The sequence below is a fragment of the Paenibacillus sp. N22P23 genome, assembly GCF_059383735.1.
On the sequence record NZ_JBXENT010000003.1, the window covers coordinates 30,517 to 50,831 of the forward strand.

A 20,315-nucleotide genomic window follows, 5' to 3' on the forward strand; every position below is an offset into this window, starting at 1 on the left:
GCCACTCTCCCTTATCGATTGGTTACCGTTATTAAAACGTACCTGTCAGATCAGCCGGTTTGGCTTCAGCTGCAGATGTCGAAGGCTTCTGAAAAGTTGAGCTGGCGATTCGTTTATTCAGCTCTGCTTCGTGAAGTGCTTCGTCCAGCGGCAGATCCACCCATCCGTCCAGCCACGTGGACAAATGCATCGCATTGGAGAGAGTTAATCCTTTGATGCCTTCTTCACCCGGTGCAACGAGCGGCGTTCCAAGCAGGACGGCATCCGTGAAATTTTGCAAAATGCCTGCATGCTCCGGGCTGGGTCCTGAGCTTGGGATATCGATTTTCCAGCATTCCGGTGAAGCGAATGGTTCCGAGTTGCGTGCGTTGAAAGCAGCTTCCTCTTCGCGCAGTCGCCAGAAGGTCATTTTATCGTTCTCGATTACGATTTTGCCGCGGCTTCCGGATACTTCAAGGCGATTCGTGCCCGGCGCGTCTGAGGTTGATGTGATGAACACCGCTGTTGCCCCGTTCTCATATTCGGCGTATGCCGTCACGTCGTTCTCGACTTCAATATTTCGATTCTTGCCGAATTGGCAGAATGCACGCATCCGGGTTGGCATCATGCCTGTTGTCCACTGCCACAAATCAAGATTATGCGGGCATTGGTTGATCAGAACGCCGCCGCCTTCGCCGCCCCATGTTGCGCGCCAAGTGCCGGAATCGTAGTAAGCCTGCGTCCGGTACCAGTTCGTGATGATCCAGTTGATGCGGCGAACTTCGCCGATCTCGCCGGATTGAATCATTTCGCGCAGCTTCTGATAGAGCGGATTCATCCGCTGGTTGTAGACGATACCGAAGGTTTTGCCGCTTGCCGCAGCCGCTTCGTTCATTTCCCGCACCTGTTTGGCGTAGACGCCTGCAGGTTTCTCGATCAATACATGCATGCCTTTGCTGAAAGCATGAATCGCTTCCGTAGGATGATCATAATGCGGTGTAGCGACGACAACGGCATCAATAAGGCCGGAATCGATCATCGCCTCAGCACTCTCAAATACAGCGACTTTATCGCCAAACTTCTCTCTGGCCCAGTCCCGTTTGCTTTCAAAACCGTCGCAAACCGCAGTGAGCACAGCCCCCTTGATTGTGCCTGAAGTCAAGATGGTTGCGTGGCCTGAGCCCATGTTTCCAATTCCGATAATGCCGTAGCGAAGCTGTTTCATTCGATCTCCTCCATCCAAGTTTTCATTTGATTGGCGTATGTACGAAGCATCGTTCGTGTATCATAGGTGCTGCTGAAATCCTCAACGCCAAACCAGCCGTCGTATCCTACAGCCTTCAAATCGCGGAGCACTTGTTTCCACGGCACCTGACCATTAGCAATGGGACGCCAGCTGCAGGACCATTCTTGGGATTGCAGCGGATCTGACGTTTCTGAGCGTGGCGCTTGCCAACCTGCGTTCTTGACATGAACATGTGCCAAATAAGGACCGAGCAGTTCCATGCCCATCCGATAATTCTCGAAGCCTTCATATACCATATTGCCGGGATCATAGAGCACCCCGATGCAATCCGGATCAAAAGGCGATACGAGCCGGTGCGCGAGCGATGCACTTGGCGCGATTGTCACGTGGTGAGCTTCAACGAGCGCTTTAACGCCATACTGGCGAGAGAGTTCCTCCACCTCATTGAGGTAGGCAATCGCTTCCTCATAAAGTTCGTTGTAATTGCGGATACGGTTGTAACCGGGAACGCCAACGCGAATCATGGATGCGCCAAAACGTTTCGCGAGCCGCATGACATTCTCCGTACTTTCAATGTCGCCGCACTGAATATAGGGCGTAATGGAGATGGTCTTCATGTTAGATCGAATCGCGGCTTGCTCGAAACGGGTACTCTCTTCCTCATCTGCATGCTGGGAGAGTGTGCAAATATTGTTTCCCCAGTAGGATGGTGCCTCCTTGCGGAGCTCTGCCGGTGTATCTTTGCAGCGCCATTCAATGCCGCTGATTCCTGCAGCAGACGCTGCCTCGCAAAGCTCTTCCGGAGTAAGGTCCGGGGTCGCAACCGTGAACACAGATAATTTCAACATAGGATGTAGGGTCAGCTCCTTATTTTTGAAATCGCTTCCCAAATACCGTTCAAATACGTTGCCCCAAGCGCGCGATCATAGAGTCCATAGCCGGGACGGCCTTGTTCGCCCCAAATCATGCGTCCGTGATCCGGACGAAGCGGACCGGTAAAGCCGGTTTCGTGGAGTGCCTCCAGAATCCGCACCATATCGATAGAGCCGTCTGATGAGCGGTGCGACGATTCCTGGAAGGAACGCGGACCTGTACGAAGGATGTTTCTTGTATGGGCAAAATGCAGCTTTCCTTGTGAGCCAAAATGGCGAATGATCGCAGTTAAATCGTTGTCTTCGTTTGCGCCAAGTGAGCCGGAACAGAAAGTAATGCCGTTCGATGGACTGTCGACATGCTCGGTCAGACGTTTCAGTTGATTGAAGTTGCTGACGATGCGCGGCAATCCAAAGATTGGCCAAGGCGGATCATCCGGATGAATCGCCATGACAACGCCTGCCTCTTCTGCAACAGGAATGATACGCTCCAAGAAGTAAGCAAGATTACTCCAAAGTACGTCCTCCGTTACTTCAGCATAGGAGTCGATGAGCTGTCCCATCTCTTCCTTCGTATAGCTTTGATCCCAGCCCGGCAAAGATAAGTCGCCGTTGACAGGATCCATCCGGGAAATGGTTTCGTCCTCGAACGTCAATGTGGTGGACCCATCCGGCAGCGTATAGGCTAATTGAGAGCGTGTCCAGTCGAACACGGGCATAAAGTTGTAGCAAATGACAGGAACACCGGCTTCGCCCAGTCTGCGAATCGTTTGACTGTAATTTTCAATAAGTCGGTCGCGTGAAGGTCGTCCCAGCTTGATGTCTTCGTGTACCGGAACGCTTTCGACTACGGCTAATTGAAGTCCCTCCGCTTCAATCGTCTCTTTCAGCCGATTGATCGATTCCATCGACCATGCTTCGCCGACAGGGACATCGTAGAGCGCAGTTACAATCCCGTAAATACCAGGGATTTGGCGAATATTTTGCAGGGTAACGGGGTCGTCCTTGCCGAACCACCTGAATGTCATTTTCATCGGACTGCACCTCTTGTTTATGGATAATTGGGTTGCTGTTGGCGTCATGGCATATGAAGTCAGCATTATTGTAGCACAGCGGCCCTCATTGATAATGCGCTTTCAAGATTACCTTAACCACAGTTAAATGAGGGAGAGAAGTACCGTATTTGAGTTAAGCTGGAGGCCTCTGGAAATGCAAAGAAGCTGCCTGCGAGCAACGTATCGTGAACTCGCAAACAGCTTTATCTTGTTCATTATGGTACGATGATCAACCCTTCAGGTGATCGTGTCAGAGGTCGGCAGCTAGTATCGGTAATAAGGTAGCTGTTCTCGATTCCGACGACACCGCGTCCCGGGAAAGTGAATTTAGGCTCCACCGCAAGCGTAATGCCGGCTTCGAGCGGATCGCCGAAACCCTTCGCCAGCACAGGCCATTCATCTACCTCAAGTCCGATGCCGTGACCAAGAAACTTGACCTGATTGGTGCCATACCCCATAAAATGATCGGCAAGGCCCGCATCGGAAGCTTGCTTCAGCGCTGCAGCATAGATAGACTCGCTGGATGTGCCCGGTCGCATCAGCGCTTCCGATTGGCGAATGATGAGCTCCGCTTGCGCGTAGGCTTCCGCCAAATCATCAGGCAGACTGCCGATAACAGCGGTTCGCGTCTGATCGATAATGTAGCCATCGATGCAGCAGCCGATGTCGATGAGGATTGGCTCCCCACGCATGATCGATTTGCGGCTCGTGCTTTGCGGGAATGCTGGTCCAAGCCCCAGCCCACCTGCCGGACCATCGAAAGCGCTCGGAACGGCAGCAGCCGCTCCTGAGCCGAGCATTCCCGTCGTAATTTCCATGTTGTAGCTTCGCGTACGCATCAGTCCGATATGACCGCGAATGCGAATTTCGTATTCGATTCGAGCCATCAGCTCAAGCTCAGTAAGACCTTCCTTAATGATGCCGACAGCGGCTTCCAGCGCTTCTGCGACAACCTGTGCGGCAGACTCGATCCGTCCTACTTCCCATGGCGACTTAACCATCCGTACACGCCGAACCAGTGTCGAGCCGTCTACCAGAGAACAATCTTTGCTGCTGCCTGCCAGTACTTCAGCAAGCTTCGCGAACGTCGATGCCGGCAGAACATCCATCTCCGTCGCAATCTTCAACCCTTGGGCGGCGCCGCTGCCAAACACGGCAGGATGATCGTGCTCCAGCTGAGTTCGGAAATGGCGCAGCGAGGTCAAGGACTGTACTTGAACGCCCGACTCCTGAATAGCACGCTCCACACTGCGCCTCACATAAAACACTGCCGCACCTTCTGCAGGAATAAATGCATATCCGGCCTGCATCGAGCCCGTAAAATAATAAAGGTCCACATGCTGCGTGACCAGAAAAGCATGTATATCCGCTTTCGCCATTAACTGCTGCAGCCGATTAATGCGAGCCACGATTTCTACTTGTTGCACTGTTTCTGCCGTCCCTGCCATTCCACTGTTCACCTGCACGCGCAACCGCTCCTTGCTCCAAGCTTATTTCCTCCATTACAACAAAAGAACAGCGGCTCCGTCAACTCGGCGTTAGCTCCGCTGTTCCTCTAATTCGTATAAATAGTCCGTTCTTGTCAAGCAGTCGATCCTCCGAGCAGATTGCACAGATTGCCCGCTCTTTTATAGGTCTAGGTTTTCCCTTTTACCGAGGTCCTCGCCGTCGTCGGATGATAGTTGATGATTTTCACCAGCTGCTCCTGCATATAGGCCGGTGAATGCTTATACCCGCTCTCCACCCAATGGAAGACAAGCCCGAGCAGCGCACGGATCGAGTAGATGCTCATTAGCTCTTCATCGATGTCTGACTTGGTATAGACAAGCTCTTCTTGGAGGATATTTCTGATCGCAGTAAACATTTTCTCCTGGAGAACCATCAGCATGTCGCTCTTCATGATCACGGTGTAGACAGCGGAATGCTCGTAAATATGTTCAAACAGCTTAACCGAATGCGCTTGCAGCTGATCCACATGAAAGATCTCTACCTGCTCATACGGCACACGGAAGGAAAGCAATAACTTTGCAATCAAATCGGACATGATATCATCAAGCAGTGCTTCTTTACTCTCATAATTGGAATAGAAGGTCCCGCGGTTATAATCGGCCAACTCCACAATTTCAGTAATGGAAATCGTGGTGAACGGCTTGTTCGCCATCAGCGTCAGGAGCGCTTGCCGTAATGCCGCCCTGCTGCGGAGGATCCGGCGGTCTGTTCTTTTGTCACTGTCATTCATACCTGCCAATCCTTTCTTGGTTTCCTTATTGAACACTATCGGCCAATCTGTTCGTTACCTGACAAAAGTGCTGTTTTTACTGATTGTGGCTTGTTTCTTATCTTCATTATAATCAAAGTAACAGATGTTCTCTATTGAACATGTGTTTATTATTTCATGAAACAACAGGTTTAACACAACAAACATAGGAGGATATGATCATGAGATTATCCGGAAAAGTTGCAGTTGTCACAGGTGCCGCTTCTGGCATGGGAAAAGCCATCGCACAATTGTACGCAGCAGAAGGTGCCAAGGTCGCCGTATCAGACCTTCGCTTGGAAGCCGCGCAATCTGTTGTAGACGAAATTACAGCCAAAGGCGGAACGGCATTCGCTATTGCAGCTAATGTTGCGAAAGAAGAAGACGTTCAGTCTCTCATAAATACAGCAGTCGAGAACTATGGCACTGTCGATATCCTCGTTAACAACGCCGGCATTATGGACAATTTCGTGCCTGCAGGTGACTTGACGGACGAGCTTTGGGAACGTATCTTTGCCATTAATACAACAGGCCCCATGAGAACGATTCGTAAAGTCATTCCGATCTTCCTCGAGAAGCAAAGCGGCGTCATCGTGAATATCGCTTCCGCGGGCGGCTTGATGGGCTCTCGTGCAGGCGCAGCTTATACCGCTGCGAAGCATGCCGTTGTCGGCCTGACGAAGAACGTCGGTTTCCAATACGCGCCGAAAGGCATCCGCTGTAACGCAATCGCGCCAGGAGGCGTTAATACCAACATTGGCACCACGATCACAAGCCCCAACCCATTCGGTATGGAACGGGCGATGGCCGGCATCAACCTCAACCCGCGCGCAGGCGAGCCGGAAGAGATCGCGAAGGTGGCATTGTTCCTGGCCTCGGATGATGCAAGCTTTGTCAACGGTACCGTGGTCACAGCCGATGCTGGCTGGACGGCTTATTAATACAATTTCTTAACTACGAAATCTTATGACAAAGGAGCAGTTCCTTCAACATGTTGAAGGAACTGCTCCTTTTCTCAATCTCAACTTGACGTTAACTCCGCTGTTCCTTTAATCGTCCATTCAATCGGCTCAATTACACTAAATACACGGGGATACACAATCTTAGCTATAAGTATAACGCCGGGTCGGTGCAGCGTTACTTCATAATTAAAGCTATCGTTTCGATAGGTATATGGAAAAGCCGCCGGGTCTCCGTTGATCACCTGGAAATCAACGACCTCCACTCGTTCCTGTAAGTAAGAGCCGGGTAAGGGCTGCCCGCTCTCATCAAGCTGCAGATTGCGCTGCAAGTACAGCCCGGCCTCCCTGCTTGCCGCAAGCTCATCGATGTGTAGCCTGCCTTCTGCCAGCGCAGTTGGGTCCACTTGCTGCGCTGCTGCATGCGCGGCGCGATTAACCGCATGTTTGCCTTGGAACAAAGCTGTAATAGCCAGCTCCTCATCGGTTTGAAGAGCGTGAAGCAGCATCCATACAACCATCATCATCATGGTAAGAACAAGCTTATACATTCGGCAGGTTCCTCTCCCCGGAATGCTTACGGGACATATTCACTCATCTTCATCCCGAAGGCTTTCAGTTGCGTATTCGCTGGCGGAGGCTCAAGCCCGATTAACCGGTCAATGGAGAGCAAGCCTTCGATGGGATAACTTGCTGTCAGCGACAAGGAAGTTCCCCGAAGCAGCGGTTGATTAGGATCTGTTGCCGTGGCCCCATTTCCTGAGCTGACTACGAAATCAATGGAGCTTGGGAGTAGGCCATATCGAGCCAAGCGAAGCCTCGATTCCTGCAGCATTGCCGCATTAATATATCCGTGATCGCCATTAGCGCCTATCTCCAGTAAGTAATCTACTTCTTGCTGGAGAACAGCCTGCCGAACAATCATGACATGCTTGTAAATCGGAGAAAACATAAACCAACACATCATTGCAGACAAGAGGATAAATACAAGCAGGCTCTTCAAGGGCTCATCCTCCGAATCCCATCGCTCATATGTCGGCCGGATTGCTCCAGTTGAGCGTTCGTCCCCTGCTCGCCGCCGGTTACGCCATTATAAAGCATGACAGCAACGATGATCAGCAGCAGCGTCATCAATAGCGAGCGCATGCTACTGCCTCCTTATGGAACCGTAATGGTGTTGATTTTCGTATTCGCCGCATTTCCTTGCGTTTCAATTTGATCCTTTGTACCTGTCGTATCTTTGGCAACAATCGCATTAAACAACAGGACAACAACCACAAGCATCATGACGGTTATCAAAATATTCCGCATGTCCTCACCTCCTTCATTAACATCAACCTTCTAATTGAGCGTGCTGAACAGCTTCTGACCTTCTCGTACCCACGGGTATATGAAAATTTGAAAGGTATACATGATTGGAAGACCTGCTATGGCAAACAACAAGTAGGAGGTTGATTCCTTGCGGTTGTCCTTGGCCAATTCCAGTTTCTCCTTATAATCTTGGATGCGCTCTCGCAGCAGTTCATAATACTGATCGCTTTCATGAAGCCGAAGGGAATCGATCGTCTCTACGAAGCTCAGGCCCTCTTCGGTACCAAGCCGAAGCTTAAGCCGCCTTAACGCTCCCTCTGCATCGTGGTACCACTCGCCAAGCAGCATCTGCAGCTCGCTTCGCATCGTCCGCGTGTAAGGCAAACAGCGCATCAGCTTCGTATGAATATGAAGCGAGGAGCCCGCTAGATAGAGCAGTTGATTACTGACGATATAAATCTCCTTCGTCATCCGCTCTGCCCTCGTCTTCCGAATGGCTTCCAGCCATGGGATGTCCCAAAGCAAGAGCAGGATGACGATAGACAGCAGCAAAGGAACGCTCACCCTCGGCAAAGCTTCCAACTCCAAAAAAGTAAAGCCGTACGCTGCCGTCGCCCAGATCGGAGTAAGAAGGAAGAAAAGTCGGCGCATCAGCACATATAAAGCCGCATCGCCGGTAAAGCCACATCCGGCAAGTAATCGTTCTCGCTCCTTAAATGAGCTGTCTTCACGGCTAATCCTTGCAAGTGCGAGCCAATGAGCGCTGACTGTCTTCCTCCGCCAATGCTGCAGCATTACATGCACATATCGCGGTTTCTTAAACGTCAGCAACTTCAATAGCGAGGCGAAGAGTATGAATAACGCGGCGTATTGGCCGCCAAGCGCTGCCCACATGACCGCTTTCGTAATAGAATCACTCATGGTTCGTTATGAACCTCCTTCACATTTTTTTGCGAGACAACCATAACCCCATCACGAAAGAACCGAATATCATCATGCCCGCGTTCAGCAATAAATCTCTCCCTGCAGGATCGACAATGTAATACTGGTAGGCATTCTCGGGATTGTAATGGAAGTTGATCCCGATAAACAGAAGGAGAAACAGAATGGGTGAAAAGTTCGCGATACGAATCTCAAGCAGCTTATTGCGTTCTTGCTGATTGGCTCTGCGCGCTTTACGCATATCGGTAATTAGATCCTTTAAGTTTGCGGCGACCGGATGGCCCTCTGCCAGCCCCGCCCTTACAATATTGACAAAATAATCGGCCCACACATGTCCGAGCGATGCGGCAAATATTCGCAAACTGGCTTCATCGTCTCCACGCACGGATACATTTCGGTACAATTGTTCAAACACAGCCTGCATCGGCCCCAGAAGCCGTTTCTCCTCCACTGTCCGCTGAAGCGCCGCCTTAATCTGCCTGCCTCCGCTTATAAGGCAGCACTGATAGAACAGCTCCACCGCCGGCAGGAAATCGATCCGTGTTTTCATCTGCCGGTGCACAAGCATCGTCCGAAGAAGCATGTAAGGCGCAGTGACTAGCACGCAGCCCAGCATGAACGCACCTTTCTCACTTTGAAAAAACAGTGCCCCGAAAGAGGTTCCGATCAGCAGGAGAAGCAGGCTAGTAATAGCAAATGAACCAGGACGCCAGCTTAGCTGAAGTGATTCAAGCAGCTCAGATAGATGCCGGTATGCGCGGTCGAAGCGCTGTAGAAATCGTGTAAACCGTTCATGAACACCGCGATCTCGGCGATAATGCAGCCTGCTGATAACTTGCTGACGATGCAGCAAAAACCCCATCAATCCTCGAATTGCAACATAAACCGTACTGAAGAGCGCAAGGATGAATGTAAGAAGCCCCAGCTTGACGATCATTCCCGCTCAACTCCTGCCATGCTCGCGAGATCCGGCAGCCATACTGCGCCCCAATGCTCCACAGAACTCGAAGTCAACCTAGCCTGCGCCGCCGCAGACGGCCCATGAGGATACCGCCAGTCACCTCGTTCATCATCGAATACGGCCCAATCTCTGACAAACACTTCTCCATCGGCCCAGCCCATCTCCGCCAGCCGAACCAGCCGGCGTCGTCCCGCAGCAATACGCATCTCAATGCCGATCTGAGTCACATACTCTGCTATCCGTTTCGTCAACCGCTCCGGGTTCATCCCCCGGCCGTCGAGCATACACATATCTGCAATCGCTTCGGGCACATCCTCAAGCATATTGGCATGCAGCGTCGTCATGCTGCCTGCATGTCCCCTCGTACACGCACGCACATAGATGTTGGCATCCTCGTCTCTTATTTCAGCATGAATGATTCGCTGTGGCGACTGACGCAGCGCCAGCTTGAACGCCTGCGTAGAGCGGTGCATTACATCCTCCTCATCTGCTTCGTATTCGATCACATTCTTGGTAGGAAAATCCCGCATCAACATCAGCTCATGCCTGCCCTCGATCGTTACGATACGCTCCTCGTCCGGCAATTCACCGATCAGCGCCTTAATGAGATTGGTCTTGCCGGAGTTCGTTGGCCCGATGACAACAATGTTAAATCTCGCTTCCAGAACGGCCATCAACATCCGCCGGATCCACTCGTTAAGCGTTCCTAATTCCTCTCGCGCAAGCTGTTCCAGGTGAAATCGTCTAACGGTATAGAAGCGCAATGTAAGCGTCGGTTGAGCTGTAAACCCGTGGCCCGTCATCGTGACCCGAGTACCGTCGCGCAGCATGACTTCCGCCCATCGCTTGCGCGGATTGATGCGATCGTTATTGTAAAGCACTAGGTTCTGCTGTATGCGCTCCACCTCGCGGAGTGATTCAAAGGCATATTGGGACGGCATACTTCGTCCATCACGCACTTCAAATATCCTCTTGCCCACAACCTGAATTTCCTCCAGCCCCTCCCGCTTCTGCAGCACCAGCTCCAGCACGTTCATACCAATTACTTCGGCGAATAGCGCTTCTGCAAGCGTCGCATACGGATGCTGATAGCCGGGGAGCTCATGAATTCGCTGCCGCAGCAGTCGATCTGCAATGACCGCGAGAATTCGCTCCCGATCATACGTGTACCCAAGTACTGCTCGATTCAAGCTCTCGTTGTATTCACGCCGCTCTTCCTCTGTCTCGCCGCGCGGCAGCGCCAAGTAGGCACGCACGTCTTCCGATAACCGGTTGAAGTCCCGCTGCGCATCATGCTCTGCTATTGGAGCTGCAGCATCAGCCACCGATTCAACCGCCAATAACTTCGCCGAGAAAGCCGACGGCGAGAAACGTCCGTCGCCTTTCATCAGGAACTTACTCCGCCGCGGTGGGTTATCAGCTTCTTATACCAAGGCTGCACCGTCATCCTCATTTGCCGCTTCAAGCCATAATGCTCAATGAGTTTCCTCGAAGGCTCCTTCATGACCGTCTTCCCTTTCTCGTCATTAAGCAGCCACTCATCGAGCGTTCCACTATCCAGCTGTGAGAGCAGCGGTTCCGACAACGCCAGCTCCCCTAGAAACGTCACACCAAGCTCTTTACAAATATCCTTCACATGAAATTCTCCTTTGCCCCAGGGCTGATGTATGATAATCGCTTCATAATCGTGAGCAGCTATGCCGTACATACCGGAAAGCTGCTTGATCCAGCGCTGTCCGTCCTCCTGAAAATGAGACAACGCGCTTGTCGTTACGATAATTCGTTTATGTGCCTTGCGGAGCGCACAAAGCGTTGCTGCATTATCCCAATAAGCACCGACATCCGCGATCACGACGCTAAATGTCTGTTCAGCGACGGTAAGCAAATGCTCCATCTCTTCAATGGTGAAGAACTCAGCTTGATCTCGCATAATATTGCCGAACAGCACATGCAGATCCTGCACTCCTCGGCAGCGGTGCATGGAACGCAGCAGCTTGTCCGGATGCAGCGAACCGGTAAGCAGCTCCGGACGTAACGAATCCAGTGTTGCGCCAGGCTTATCAATGCCAAGGAAACGATGTGCCTTGGCACTCTTGAGATTCAAGCACAGATACCCAACTGACCGCCCGCTCTCCTCCGCGATTCGGCAGGCCGTGGCGAAAGCCGCAGCTGTCGTACCGATATTGGGTGTAGTACCGAGAAATGTGATGATCGGGTTCGATGTGGCGGCACCAGCACCGAGGCCGTGACCTGAAGTGATCCCATTAGCGGCATCGGCGGCAAACTCATTCATCGCACTTCCTCCTTGGCTGCTGCAACATCAAGCGATTCGGACGAGTAAGCGATGACCACTTTGCTATTACCGCCTTTACAGATCGAATCGAGCTTCAGCCACTGCGTTTCCGTCAAATTCAAATTGACGGAATCAATCATGCCGTTCGCATCCCGCCTGGCGGCATACATGCCTTCTTTGTCCGAGTTGGCAAGCGACATCAGATTAGAATTGCTTGTATCGTCGATCTCAAGATTGCCTGAAGTCTTTACTGAAGCAACTGTTACCGATTCAGCAAACAACCGAGCGGACTCTACAGACTCCCCTGATAAATAAAGCATTACTTGGTCTCCGGCACGTATCCCATTCGAGACGGAGAGGACATAATCGCGCGGAATTTGAAAAGTAGATTGCTCTCGACTTGGCAGCAACCGAAATTTATCCACCTTCCAGCTAAGTAAAGGCTCGTTTGCGCCAAGCGGCACAATCACCTCCATGCCGTCCATCTCTTCCGCGCGCAGGAACATTTCCGGAACATAAGATGCTTTCGCAATCTGCTTCACACCTAGCATCTCCGTCGTCAGCCGCTCCCCCGCAGCTACGAACCGAACAGGAACAACGACGTTCACCGTCTCTTGAAATTTCACCTGACGCAGCTGCAGAACGTACACTCCGTATACAAGCAAGCCCGATAAGAGGGCAGCCGAAGCGGTAACCCACACATGACGCTTTCGATTCATGGCTACTCCTTTCCGCAGTTTATCAAGCGATAGACAAAAAAAAGAACGCAAGCAGGGCATGGAGCCCAAGCTTGCGTTCTTCGCATAGCGGTCGCTAAATATCTGCTACTATAATATTGAACTCATAATAACAGACACAATAATTACTGTCTAGCATAAATTGGCATTTTCTCAAAAAATGTTATCTTTTTATTTCTTCGTTTACGATCGATTCCTTGCTTACCTTCAGCGACTTGCGATACTCGACTAACCCGATCTTGCAACCTCGTCCGATGGTAACGTTCGTTCCTCTTACGACATCGGCAGTCGTATATTCCAAGTAAATGTTCTCGCCCTCAATGAGCTCGCTCGCCAGCTCCATCGGACGCTGCCTAGTGAACCACTGCTTCAATCCGCCCCATTTGCTTTGCCGAACATTGATCCGTCCGCCGCCAATTTCTTTGGCATGACAAGGTCCCCACGGATGAATCTCGACCACGTTCGCACTTAACAAGCCATGAATATGAAATCCGCCTCGAACATCAAAATATTCTGCCTCACATTCCCCCCGAACATCCAGCTGACCCCGAACCTTCATCGACTTGCTGCGAATACTTCCTGTCGTATCTAACTCGCCCAGCACATGCATCTGAGCGCCATAGACATCGCCTCGAATGTTCGTTTCCCCAACCTGGCGATAATGTCCGACCTTCAAATCCCCTGATATGGATAAGTTCCCCACGCTATGGAGGGATTCACTCTCTATGGAGCCAAGTACTTGCCCTTCACCTAATACACGGATACTTTCATAAGAACCGCCTGAGGTTGAGCCTGTTCCGGTAATTCGTACTTTTCTTCTTGCACCTGTGGCCATCTGCACCTTCACCTCACCTCTTAACCAAAAATTCGCTCACGTGTGCGAACGACAGCATCCGGATGCACAATGAGCTCGGATTCATACTCGACACGATCAATGACGCTGCCTGCACCAATCGTAATTTGGCGGCCGCGCACAAGCGCTGCAGTCGTTTCTATCAAATGGATTTCATCGCCTTCAATGCGGTCAGCACGCAGCTGAGCTTGCCAAACCGTAGGCAAAATCGATTGCATTAGTCGTTTGAGCGTCCCACTTCTGGTGAATTTCACGTTGATTTTCTCCGCTCGAATCACTTCAGCCCGCACCGGTCCTTCTATATAGATGTTCAGATTGCCCGCATCCAGCACCCCATCTACCGTCATGGCTCCTCTGATATCGCATTGCTGTGCCCTGCAATCGCCGTGCACCTTAACAAATCCGTTCAGTTGATAGATATTACAATCCAAATTACCGCGAACTGTAATCTGACCCTCCATCTTGACTTCGGCCGCCTTCAGCGAACCGTCAATGGTCAATTTACCGGAAGTCTCACAACGCTCCTGCACACAAATGCTGCCTTTCACTTTAGCTAAACCGCTCATTCGGAACGAGTAACAATCTATACTTCCGTCTACTTTACTAACGCCTTCAAGCTCGACGCGATGAAAGTCTCCGCCCCCGGTAGTTCCAATCCCTGAAATTGCAAAATCCGGCCGATTCATTGTCGTCATCCTCATGATCCCTCCATCAATTCAATATGTTACCTTCATTATGGAGCGAATCGGCATTGGCAAACAGCGGCGCAGGATGGAACATGAGCTACGTCCGAAGGCGGATATGAAGAAAATGAAAATAGACAAAAAAAACAGAGCCATCCGGCCCTGCTGTCGTGTGATGCTCTTCAGTTCAAAAATCGATTAGACCGACGCTGATTTGAAGCGCCTCGTCTACCTTACGCATCGTCTCATCATCTAAATGAGTGATCTTATCAGTCAGACGCTGCTTATCAATCGTACGGATTTGTTCCAATAGCAGAACGGAATCACGGTCAAATCCATGCAATGCCGCATCAATCTCCACATGTGTCGGCAGCTTAGCCTTCTGAATCTGGGCTGTAATAGCTGCAACAATGACGGTTGGACTGAAGCGATTGCCAATATCATTTTGAATAACCAGAACAGGACGAACGCCCCCCTGTTCAGAACCGACAACAGGTGACAAGTCCGCAAAAAACACATCGCCGCGTTTAACGATCAAGCTTTACACCCCGCTTACGAGTCGGCCGAGCGTATCGCCGGCATCTTCCTCCGCTTGAAAAGCTTCCGACGCCATCACTAGGTTGATTTTTGCCATTTCCAGATAGCCTCGCTGCATCGAATCGCGAATCTGTCGTTTCTTCCGCTCGATTAAATACAATTTCATTGCCTGACGAATGAATTCGCTTCGGTTCGAGTTTTCTTTGGCGACGATTCCGTCGACTTCCTCCAGCAAATGATCCGGTAAACTGATCATAATCCTTTTGGTATTTTGCAAATTGGCCACCGAACTCGCACCCCCAAAACATTTCCAGCAAAAAACAGTAACAGTATGTCATTGTTTGGTCCGTATTATACACCTTCATATGTATGCAGACCGTATATCAAGTATGCTGCACCCGAAGATAAACGCTTTAGACCGACAACAAAGAACATCTTAACAACATTATTCGAGATAAGACGATAAAATCCTCTAAATCCATTGAAAATCCTTAACAGGTAATTCATTCCTCCAAGCCTTCGCTCACAGGAGTGGATTCGACAAAGCAACAACCTGCTGCCCCCGAATATATACTCGCGGTACACGCGCCGCTACCATACAGGTAACCTCGTAATTAAGGGTACCGAGTTTATCTGCAACTTCCTCTGCTGAGATAACCTCATCACCCTGCCGACCGATAAGAACGACTTCTTCACCAACGTGAACCGGACCTTGAGAAGCATCAGCGCCGTCAAGCGCAATCATGCATTGGTCCATACAAATCGTGCCGAGAACAGGAGCACGCTGTCCACGCAGCAGCACCTCTGCCTTACCTGTCAGCATACGGCTAAAGCCATCGGCATAACCAACCGGCAGTGTTCCGATTCTCTCGTTGCCTTTCGTCACATAGCGCGTAGCATAGCTGATTCCCCAGCCTTCAGGCACTTCCTTAACCATAACGACGGCTGTCTTAAGCGTCATGACAGGCTCGAGCGCAATCCGCTGTTTATTCACTTCTTCCGACGGATATAAACCGTACATGCTAATACCAAGGCGCAGCATGCCGCCGCCCATCTCAGGCGTATCAATTCCGGCTGCACTGTTAGCAGCATGAATGATTGGGATGTGAATATCTGCAGCCTTAAGCTGTTTAACGAACGTAGAGAAACGCTCATATTGCAGCTGCGTATAACTTTTGTCCGCTTCATCCGCACGCGCATAATGCGTGAACAGGCCTTCTACTTCAATGCCTGGCTGCTGCATCGCACGCGAAATAAACGCCAATGCGTGATCGCCCGCGAGCAGGCCTAATCGGCCCATACCCGTATCTATTTTCACATGTACAGCGAGCTTCTTGCCATTGTCAGGCAATGCCGCTGCAGCATCCATAATTTCATCACTAAAAAGGGCAATTGCGATGTCCGCATCCCGCGCAGCAGCCAAGCCTTGCGGCGGTACATAGCCAAGCACCAGAATTCTGGTCTTAATACCGGCCTGCCGGAGCTGAAGAGCTTCATCAAGAAAAGCGACGCCGAGAAAGTCAACGCCGCAGCGTTCGGCTTCTCGAGCCGTTTCGACGGCACCATGGCCATAAGCATTCGCTTTCACAGATGCCATAAGCAGCATGCCTTCAGGCATTACCTTACGGAAAGACTGCAAATTATGAGAAAGCGCATCTAAAGATATCTCTGCCCGAGTGGGGCGATAATAAGCGTTCACATCCAACTTGGTCCACCTTCATTTCCAAAAGTAAACGCCCGCCTTGGTGAGGGCAGGCGTTTATCTCATTAACCCGTAATCTTTATGTTAAACGCTTAGGCTTCCGGATGTCAATGAACTGGAGGGCTGAAAAGGCTCGATTCATGCTGGAAAATGTTTATTGTACACACTATTTACTCATCTCGCCTTGTACGGATTGCGCGACTTTGATCATTTCATTTTGTGGCAAATTACCGGTTGTTATTCTAAATTCTGTGCCGTCGTATGTCCATGTCAGCGTACGCTGTTCATCTTCGGTGCCGCTGATGGAGCCGTACGTAAAGCCCAGATCGATTAGTTCACCCTTCATCGCGGACACAGCGACATCCTTCGGCTGCGTTTGAATCAAGGTGTAATCGAAGCTGCCTGCATAACGAATGAGGATACCCGCATTGCCGCCGAACACAATATCCTGCTGATCTTTCTCCGATACACCTTCAGGGAGATAGGATGGCTCCATAGCTGTGAATGCTTTATTGATTGGTCCAAGCGTGCCTTGCGAACCATCATCGGACTCCTCATTGCTTGCTGCATTATTGTCCGGATTCGCTGATGCATCGGAATCAACTGTATTATTCGCATTCGTACTCGTATTCGCATCTGTTTCTGTTGCTGCATTGCCTGGCTCCGCATCTGGCTCAGCTGTTGTAGGTTTGTCTGCTGCCGCGCCCATATTTGTCTGCGTATCGAATACGCTCTTCTCAAGCTTAGAGCCGAATTCGAACGAATCGAACTGGACGGAAACCATCACTGCCGCATTGGCATCACTGACTTCCACTTTGCTAGGGGCATAGTCGGATTTGTTCAGCCAAATTTTCTGCCTTGCCAGCGATCCGTTCTGGTAATTAGCCATCACATCAAATACATAAGCATCGTTGTCCACTGCGAATTGGCGCGAGTTGTCGAGCAGAATACTTTGGACGAGCGTTTGATACAAGTACACTTGGCCTTGGTTGGCCGGCCAATCGCTTTGGAAGCGGAACACTTTATTCAGGCGCGGCGTCAAGACAAATACGCCCTCATCGTTGCGCAACACGATTTGCGTGATGTCCTTCTTCGCGTTCGTCAAAGCGATGCGATAGTATTGCGGTTTCTGATAAGAGACATCCACCTGATACTCCAGCGGCTGCTGGCCCGTGTACAGCGTCATCGTGCCTTTGCCATGATAGCTGCCCAAGTTAGTTAGTGTTTTGTCCAATTCCTTGACAACCGATTCCGCGTCCTTAGTCCCGCAGCCTGCGAGCACCGCCGTAAGGCAAAGCAAAATAGCTGCGATTAAACTGAATCGACGACGCATGAGATCCACCCCTCATCACAATTTTTAAACGTATCCGGAGTTGCTCTTGACAAAAAGCCGTTTACGCTTGACTTGTACTATGTCTATGAGAGGACTTGGACAATTATGCAGACTAGCATGACAAGCTTTGGAATGTCAGACTGCAATAAAGAAAGAACCCCCCGGCTTTACACCTGGAGGGTTCATAAATCGCCGATATGCCTTACACCTTAAACATGTTCAGAAGCGGCATAATGGATTTGATCATTCCATAGCCCATCTTCATCATTGGAAATGTTTTACCCATACTCCCCATAAAGCCCATGATACTCTCCAAACCTCCAAAGCCACCGAAGCCTCCGCCAATTCCGCCTGCCGGGCTTCCACCGCCGAAACCGCCGCCGCCGGGCATGCCGCCACCACCAAACATCGAGCCGCCTCCAGCCGCCATAGAACCCATTAAACCGGGAATAAAACTGGAAACCTTAGCTTTGCCTGCGCGTTTGGCAGAAGTCAGCCTTGGCTTCCGCATACTTCTCTGACCGGAGACTACCAACTGCCCGCTCTCCGCACCTGTGACCCAACCGACATAGGATCTCCCATCCTTTAATTCGATTAGAACAGGTTGGCCAATCCACTGCTTCGCACTATTCTTGGACATCTTGGATTTCACAGCCATCAATCATCACCTCTTTTCTATAGGTATTACAATTTATTCAGATAACAGCAAGCCGTCTGTACGCAAGTACCGTATGGACACGAGGCTAATGTGGTGTGTTTTACAAAATCTTCAAGCCAGCATCATATTAGCTTTACTTTCCTCTTCTATGCTGATTAGAGATTTGGCCACGTCAGCGTCTATAATAGAGGAGAGATGAGAATGAAAGCTGTATCAAAGAAATGGGTCGCTGCTGCAGGCGTTGCTTGCATCGTCGTCATAGGGAGTACGCAACTTGTACAAGCTGCCGACACCGCCCTCAAAGCTATTGCAGTTCAGATGAAGCTGTTTGCAGGCGATACCGAAGTGAAGCTTGATAAAGAAGCGGTCACGATCAATGGCAGCTTATACGTGCCGGTGAGAGCGATGGGCGAGGCACTCGGACAAGAAGTGGCTTGGGACAGCACAAGCAAAAAAGTGACATTACGCGCGTACCCCTATGTAGCTGGTAAGTACACGTGGACGAACCCTCCGAGCCTTGGTCTCGGCTTGAAAGAAGGCGGATTCTCCGGTCTGGCACATTTGCCGGGCGATCCGGACGACGTCTTCTATACATTGGCTGACCGTGGACCAAACGGCCAAATTACAATCGACAAGACGGTCAATCGTACATTCCCGGTACAGGATTATGTGCCTCGTTTCTATAAAATCAAGCTTGAAGGCAGCATCGTGAACATCCTCGAGACGAACAAGCTGATGCTGCCGGAAGGCACAAAAGGCGTCGTTTCGGGCAGCCGTTTCACGACTGGTCTTAGCAACATCGCCTCGGATGAGAAATCGTACGACAATACAGGTAAAACTTTGCTGCCGCTCGACCCGGATGGACTCGATCTCGAAGGCATTGCGTACAATCCAACAGACGACACGTTCTGGATGTCCGACGAGTATCGCCCTTCGCTCATTCAATTGAAACGTGACGGTACCATTATCAGCCGTTATGTTCCGGTAGGCGATAAAGCGAAGCTGGCGAACGCGCAGATCCCAGTGGTTGAATCGATTCCGGCTGTCTATTCCAAACGGATCGTCAACCGCGGTTTCGAAGGCGTAACGATCAGTCCTGACGGCAAGTTCCTTTATGCTTCGATTCAAAGCCCAATGGCTGTTCCGGATAAAGCGACGGGCGAAGCTTCACGCAATTTGCGTATTTTGAAAATGGATCTGGCCACCAAACAGCTAGTTGGCGAATATGTGTATGTTGCGGAAGATGCAAAATCCTTCGTGAACGTATCGCAGAAGGACGTTGTTATCTCCGATCTTCAAGCTTTGTCCGATGATGTCCTGCTCGTTGACGAGCGCGATAAGAATGAAGGAGCGGCAGCGCAAATCAAACGTGTCTACCGTATCGACCTTGCGAAAGCAACGAACATCCTAAACAATGCAGCTGTTAGCGGCAACGTTGAAGGTACATCCGATTGGAGCAAGCTGAGTGTTACTACTGCGCCGAAAGAGCTGGTCGTGGATCTAACGACACTCGACTATCCGTTCGAGAAATTCGAAGGGTTGACCGTGCTAAACAAGAACACGCTTGTCATCGCCAATGACAACGATTTCGGTGTCGGTGAGTACGATGCTAACGGCGTCCTCAAGCTAACCGATAAGCAAACTCAAGTGTGGGTAATTAAAGTAAAAGAAATGTGGTAATACGTATGAAGGGCTGTCCCAAACGTGCAATTTATGACTTTGGGACAGCTTTTTTCTGCCTAGGGGAGAGCAGGATGCCTAACGGGATGTTCAAGTTAACAAACCTAGGAGCACCCTTGGCAATTTTAGTGCTGAGAGTCGCATTTTCGAACTCTCGATACTTTTTACCGGTGATTTTGAGGCTGAGAGTTCGTATTTCGCACTCTCAGCCTCCTCCAATCATCCTCAACAAAGAAAAAAGCTGCCCCGGTCAACAG

At 50.6% G+C, this 20,315-nt stretch carries 23 protein-coding genes; 2 read left to right on the forward strand and 21 right to left on the reverse strand.

The window, feature by feature from the left end; genetic code table 11:
* Positions 1 to 31 precede the first annotated feature (31 nt).
* From AC506A_RS15650 to AC506A_RS15670, 5 genes are all read right to left on the reverse strand, one after another.
* Complete coding sequence (locus AC506A_RS15650) at positions 32 to 1,204, reverse strand: Gfo/Idh/MocA family protein (protein WP_495461950.1); 1,173 nt, start codon at positions 1,202 to 1,204, stop codon at positions 32 to 34.
* Positions 1,201 to 2,070 (reverse strand): sugar phosphate isomerase/epimerase family protein, encoded by an 870-nt coding sequence (locus tag AC506A_RS15655; protein WP_495462419.1) that lies wholly within the window; start codon positions 2,068 to 2,070, stop codon positions 1,201 to 1,203. Before AC506A_RS15655 ends, AC506A_RS15650 begins: the two co-directional genes overlap by 4 nt.
* Before the next feature lie 14 nt (positions 2,071 to 2,084).
* The gene (gene uxuA / locus AC506A_RS15660) at positions 2,085 to 3,131 is read right to left on the reverse strand and encodes a mannonate dehydratase (protein WP_495461951.1); all 1,047 of its coding nucleotides are present in this window, start codon (positions 3,129 to 3,131) and stop codon (positions 2,085 to 2,087) included.
* Between the two features lie 236 nt (positions 3,132 to 3,367).
* On the reverse strand, positions 3,368 to 4,600 hold the full coding sequence (locus AC506A_RS15665) for a M24 family metallopeptidase (RefSeq protein ID WP_495462420.1): 1,233 nt from the start codon (positions 4,598 to 4,600) through the stop codon (positions 3,368 to 3,370).
* A 188-nt stretch (positions 4,601 to 4,788) separates the two neighbouring features.
* A complete protein-coding gene (locus AC506A_RS15670) occupies positions 4,789 to 5,391 on the reverse strand; it encodes a TetR/AcrR family transcriptional regulator (RefSeq protein WP_495461952.1) in 603 nt (200 codons plus the stop codon).
* A 200-nt stretch (positions 5,392 to 5,591) separates the two neighbouring features.
* Between AC506A_RS15670 and AC506A_RS15675 the strand changes: the two genes are divergently transcribed.
* Positions 5,592 to 6,350 carry an SDR family oxidoreductase gene (locus AC506A_RS15675; protein WP_495461953.1) on the forward strand — a complete coding sequence of 253 codons (759 nt, stop codon included), beginning with the start codon at positions 5,592 to 5,594 and terminating at the stop codon, positions 6,348 to 6,350.
* Positions 6,351 to 6,430: 80 nt separating this feature from the next.
* Here the strand turns inward: AC506A_RS15675 and AC506A_RS15680 are convergent, their stop codons facing one another.
* The 16 genes from AC506A_RS15680 to AC506A_RS15755 form a co-directional block, all read right to left on the reverse strand.
* Positions 6,431 to 6,919 (reverse strand): hypothetical protein, encoded by a 489-nt coding sequence (locus tag AC506A_RS15680; RefSeq protein ID WP_495461954.1) that lies wholly within the window; start codon positions 6,917 to 6,919, stop codon positions 6,431 to 6,433.
* Positions 6,920 to 6,945: 26 nt separating this feature from the next.
* Positions 6,946 to 7,371 (reverse strand): hypothetical protein, encoded by a 426-nt coding sequence (locus AC506A_RS15685; RefSeq protein ID WP_495461955.1) that lies wholly within the window; start codon positions 7,369 to 7,371, stop codon positions 6,946 to 6,948.
* Complete coding sequence (locus AC506A_RS15690) at positions 7,368 to 7,514, reverse strand: hypothetical protein (protein WP_495461956.1); 147 nt, start codon at positions 7,512 to 7,514, stop codon at positions 7,368 to 7,370. Before AC506A_RS15690 ends, AC506A_RS15685 begins: the two co-directional genes overlap by 4 nt.
* Positions 7,515 to 7,526: 12 nt before the next feature.
* Complete coding sequence (locus tag AC506A_RS15695; RefSeq protein ID WP_495461957.1) at positions 7,527 to 7,679, reverse strand: hypothetical protein; 153 nt, start codon at positions 7,677 to 7,679, stop codon at positions 7,527 to 7,529.
* A 30-nt stretch (positions 7,680 to 7,709) separates the two neighbouring features.
* Entirely contained in the window at positions 7,710 to 8,600 is an 891-nt protein-coding gene (locus AC506A_RS15700) for a hypothetical protein (protein WP_495461958.1), read from the reverse strand.
* A gap of 19 nt (positions 8,601 to 8,619) precedes the next feature.
* Positions 8,620 to 9,558 carry a type II secretion system F family protein gene (locus AC506A_RS15705; protein WP_495461959.1) on the reverse strand — a complete coding sequence of 313 codons (939 nt, stop codon included), beginning with the start codon at positions 9,556 to 9,558 and terminating at the stop codon, positions 8,620 to 8,622.
* Positions 9,555 to 10,970, reverse strand: a complete 1,416-nt coding sequence (locus AC506A_RS15710; protein ID WP_495461960.1) for an ATPase, T2SS/T4P/T4SS family — start codon at positions 10,968 to 10,970, stop codon at positions 9,555 to 9,557. Before AC506A_RS15710 ends, AC506A_RS15705 begins: the two co-directional genes overlap by 4 nt.
* Complete coding sequence (locus tag AC506A_RS15715) at positions 10,970 to 11,875, reverse strand: CpaE/TadZ family protein (RefSeq protein ID WP_495461961.1); 906 nt, start codon at positions 11,873 to 11,875, stop codon at positions 10,970 to 10,972. The genes AC506A_RS15710 and AC506A_RS15715 overlap by 1 nt, the downstream gene beginning before the upstream one ends.
* A complete protein-coding gene (locus AC506A_RS15720; protein ID WP_495461962.1) occupies positions 11,872 to 12,594 on the reverse strand; it encodes an SAF domain-containing protein in 723 nt (240 codons plus the stop codon). The genes AC506A_RS15715 and AC506A_RS15720 overlap by 4 nt, the downstream gene beginning before the upstream one ends.
* Positions 12,595 to 12,775: 181 nt before the next feature.
* The gene (locus AC506A_RS15725) at positions 12,776 to 13,453 is read right to left on the reverse strand and encodes a hypothetical protein (RefSeq protein WP_495461963.1); all 678 of its coding nucleotides are present in this window, start codon (positions 13,451 to 13,453) and stop codon (positions 12,776 to 12,778) included.
* A 14-nt stretch (positions 13,454 to 13,467) separates the two neighbouring features.
* Entirely contained in the window at positions 13,468 to 14,160 is a 693-nt protein-coding gene (locus tag AC506A_RS15730) for a hypothetical protein (protein ID WP_495461964.1), read from the reverse strand.
* 175 nt (positions 14,161 to 14,335) lie between these two features.
* Positions 14,336 to 14,686 carry a type II toxin-antitoxin system PemK/MazF family toxin gene (locus AC506A_RS15735; RefSeq protein ID WP_090581240.1) on the reverse strand — a complete coding sequence of 117 codons (351 nt, stop codon included), beginning with the start codon at positions 14,684 to 14,686 and terminating at the stop codon, positions 14,336 to 14,338.
* Between the two features lie 3 nt (positions 14,687 to 14,689).
* On the reverse strand, positions 14,690 to 14,971 hold the full coding sequence (locus AC506A_RS15740; protein ID WP_090644307.1) for a CopG family ribbon-helix-helix protein: 282 nt from the start codon (positions 14,969 to 14,971) through the stop codon (positions 14,690 to 14,692).
* Positions 14,972 to 15,208: 237 nt separating this feature from the next.
* Positions 15,209 to 16,384, reverse strand: coding sequence for an alanine racemase (gene alr, locus AC506A_RS15745; protein WP_495461965.1), 1,176 nt, complete (start codon positions 16,382 to 16,384; stop codon positions 15,209 to 15,211).
* Positions 16,385 to 16,553: 169 nt separating this feature from the next.
* Positions 16,554 to 17,720 (reverse strand): DUF4367 domain-containing protein, encoded by a 1,167-nt coding sequence (locus AC506A_RS15750; protein WP_495461966.1) that lies wholly within the window; start codon positions 17,718 to 17,720, stop codon positions 16,554 to 16,556.
* Positions 17,721 to 17,922: 202 nt separating this feature from the next.
* A complete protein-coding gene (locus AC506A_RS15755; protein WP_495461967.1) occupies positions 17,923 to 18,378 on the reverse strand; it encodes a hypothetical protein in 456 nt (151 codons plus the stop codon).
* A gap of 201 nt (positions 18,379 to 18,579) precedes the next feature.
* Here AC506A_RS15755 and AC506A_RS15760 point away from each other — a divergent pair, with 201 nt between their 5' ends.
* The gene (locus AC506A_RS15760) at positions 18,580 to 20,058 is read left to right on the forward strand and encodes an esterase-like activity of phytase family protein (protein ID WP_495461968.1); all 1,479 of its coding nucleotides are present in this window, start codon (positions 18,580 to 18,582) and stop codon (positions 20,056 to 20,058) included.
* Positions 20,059 to 20,315: the final 257 nt, after the last annotated feature.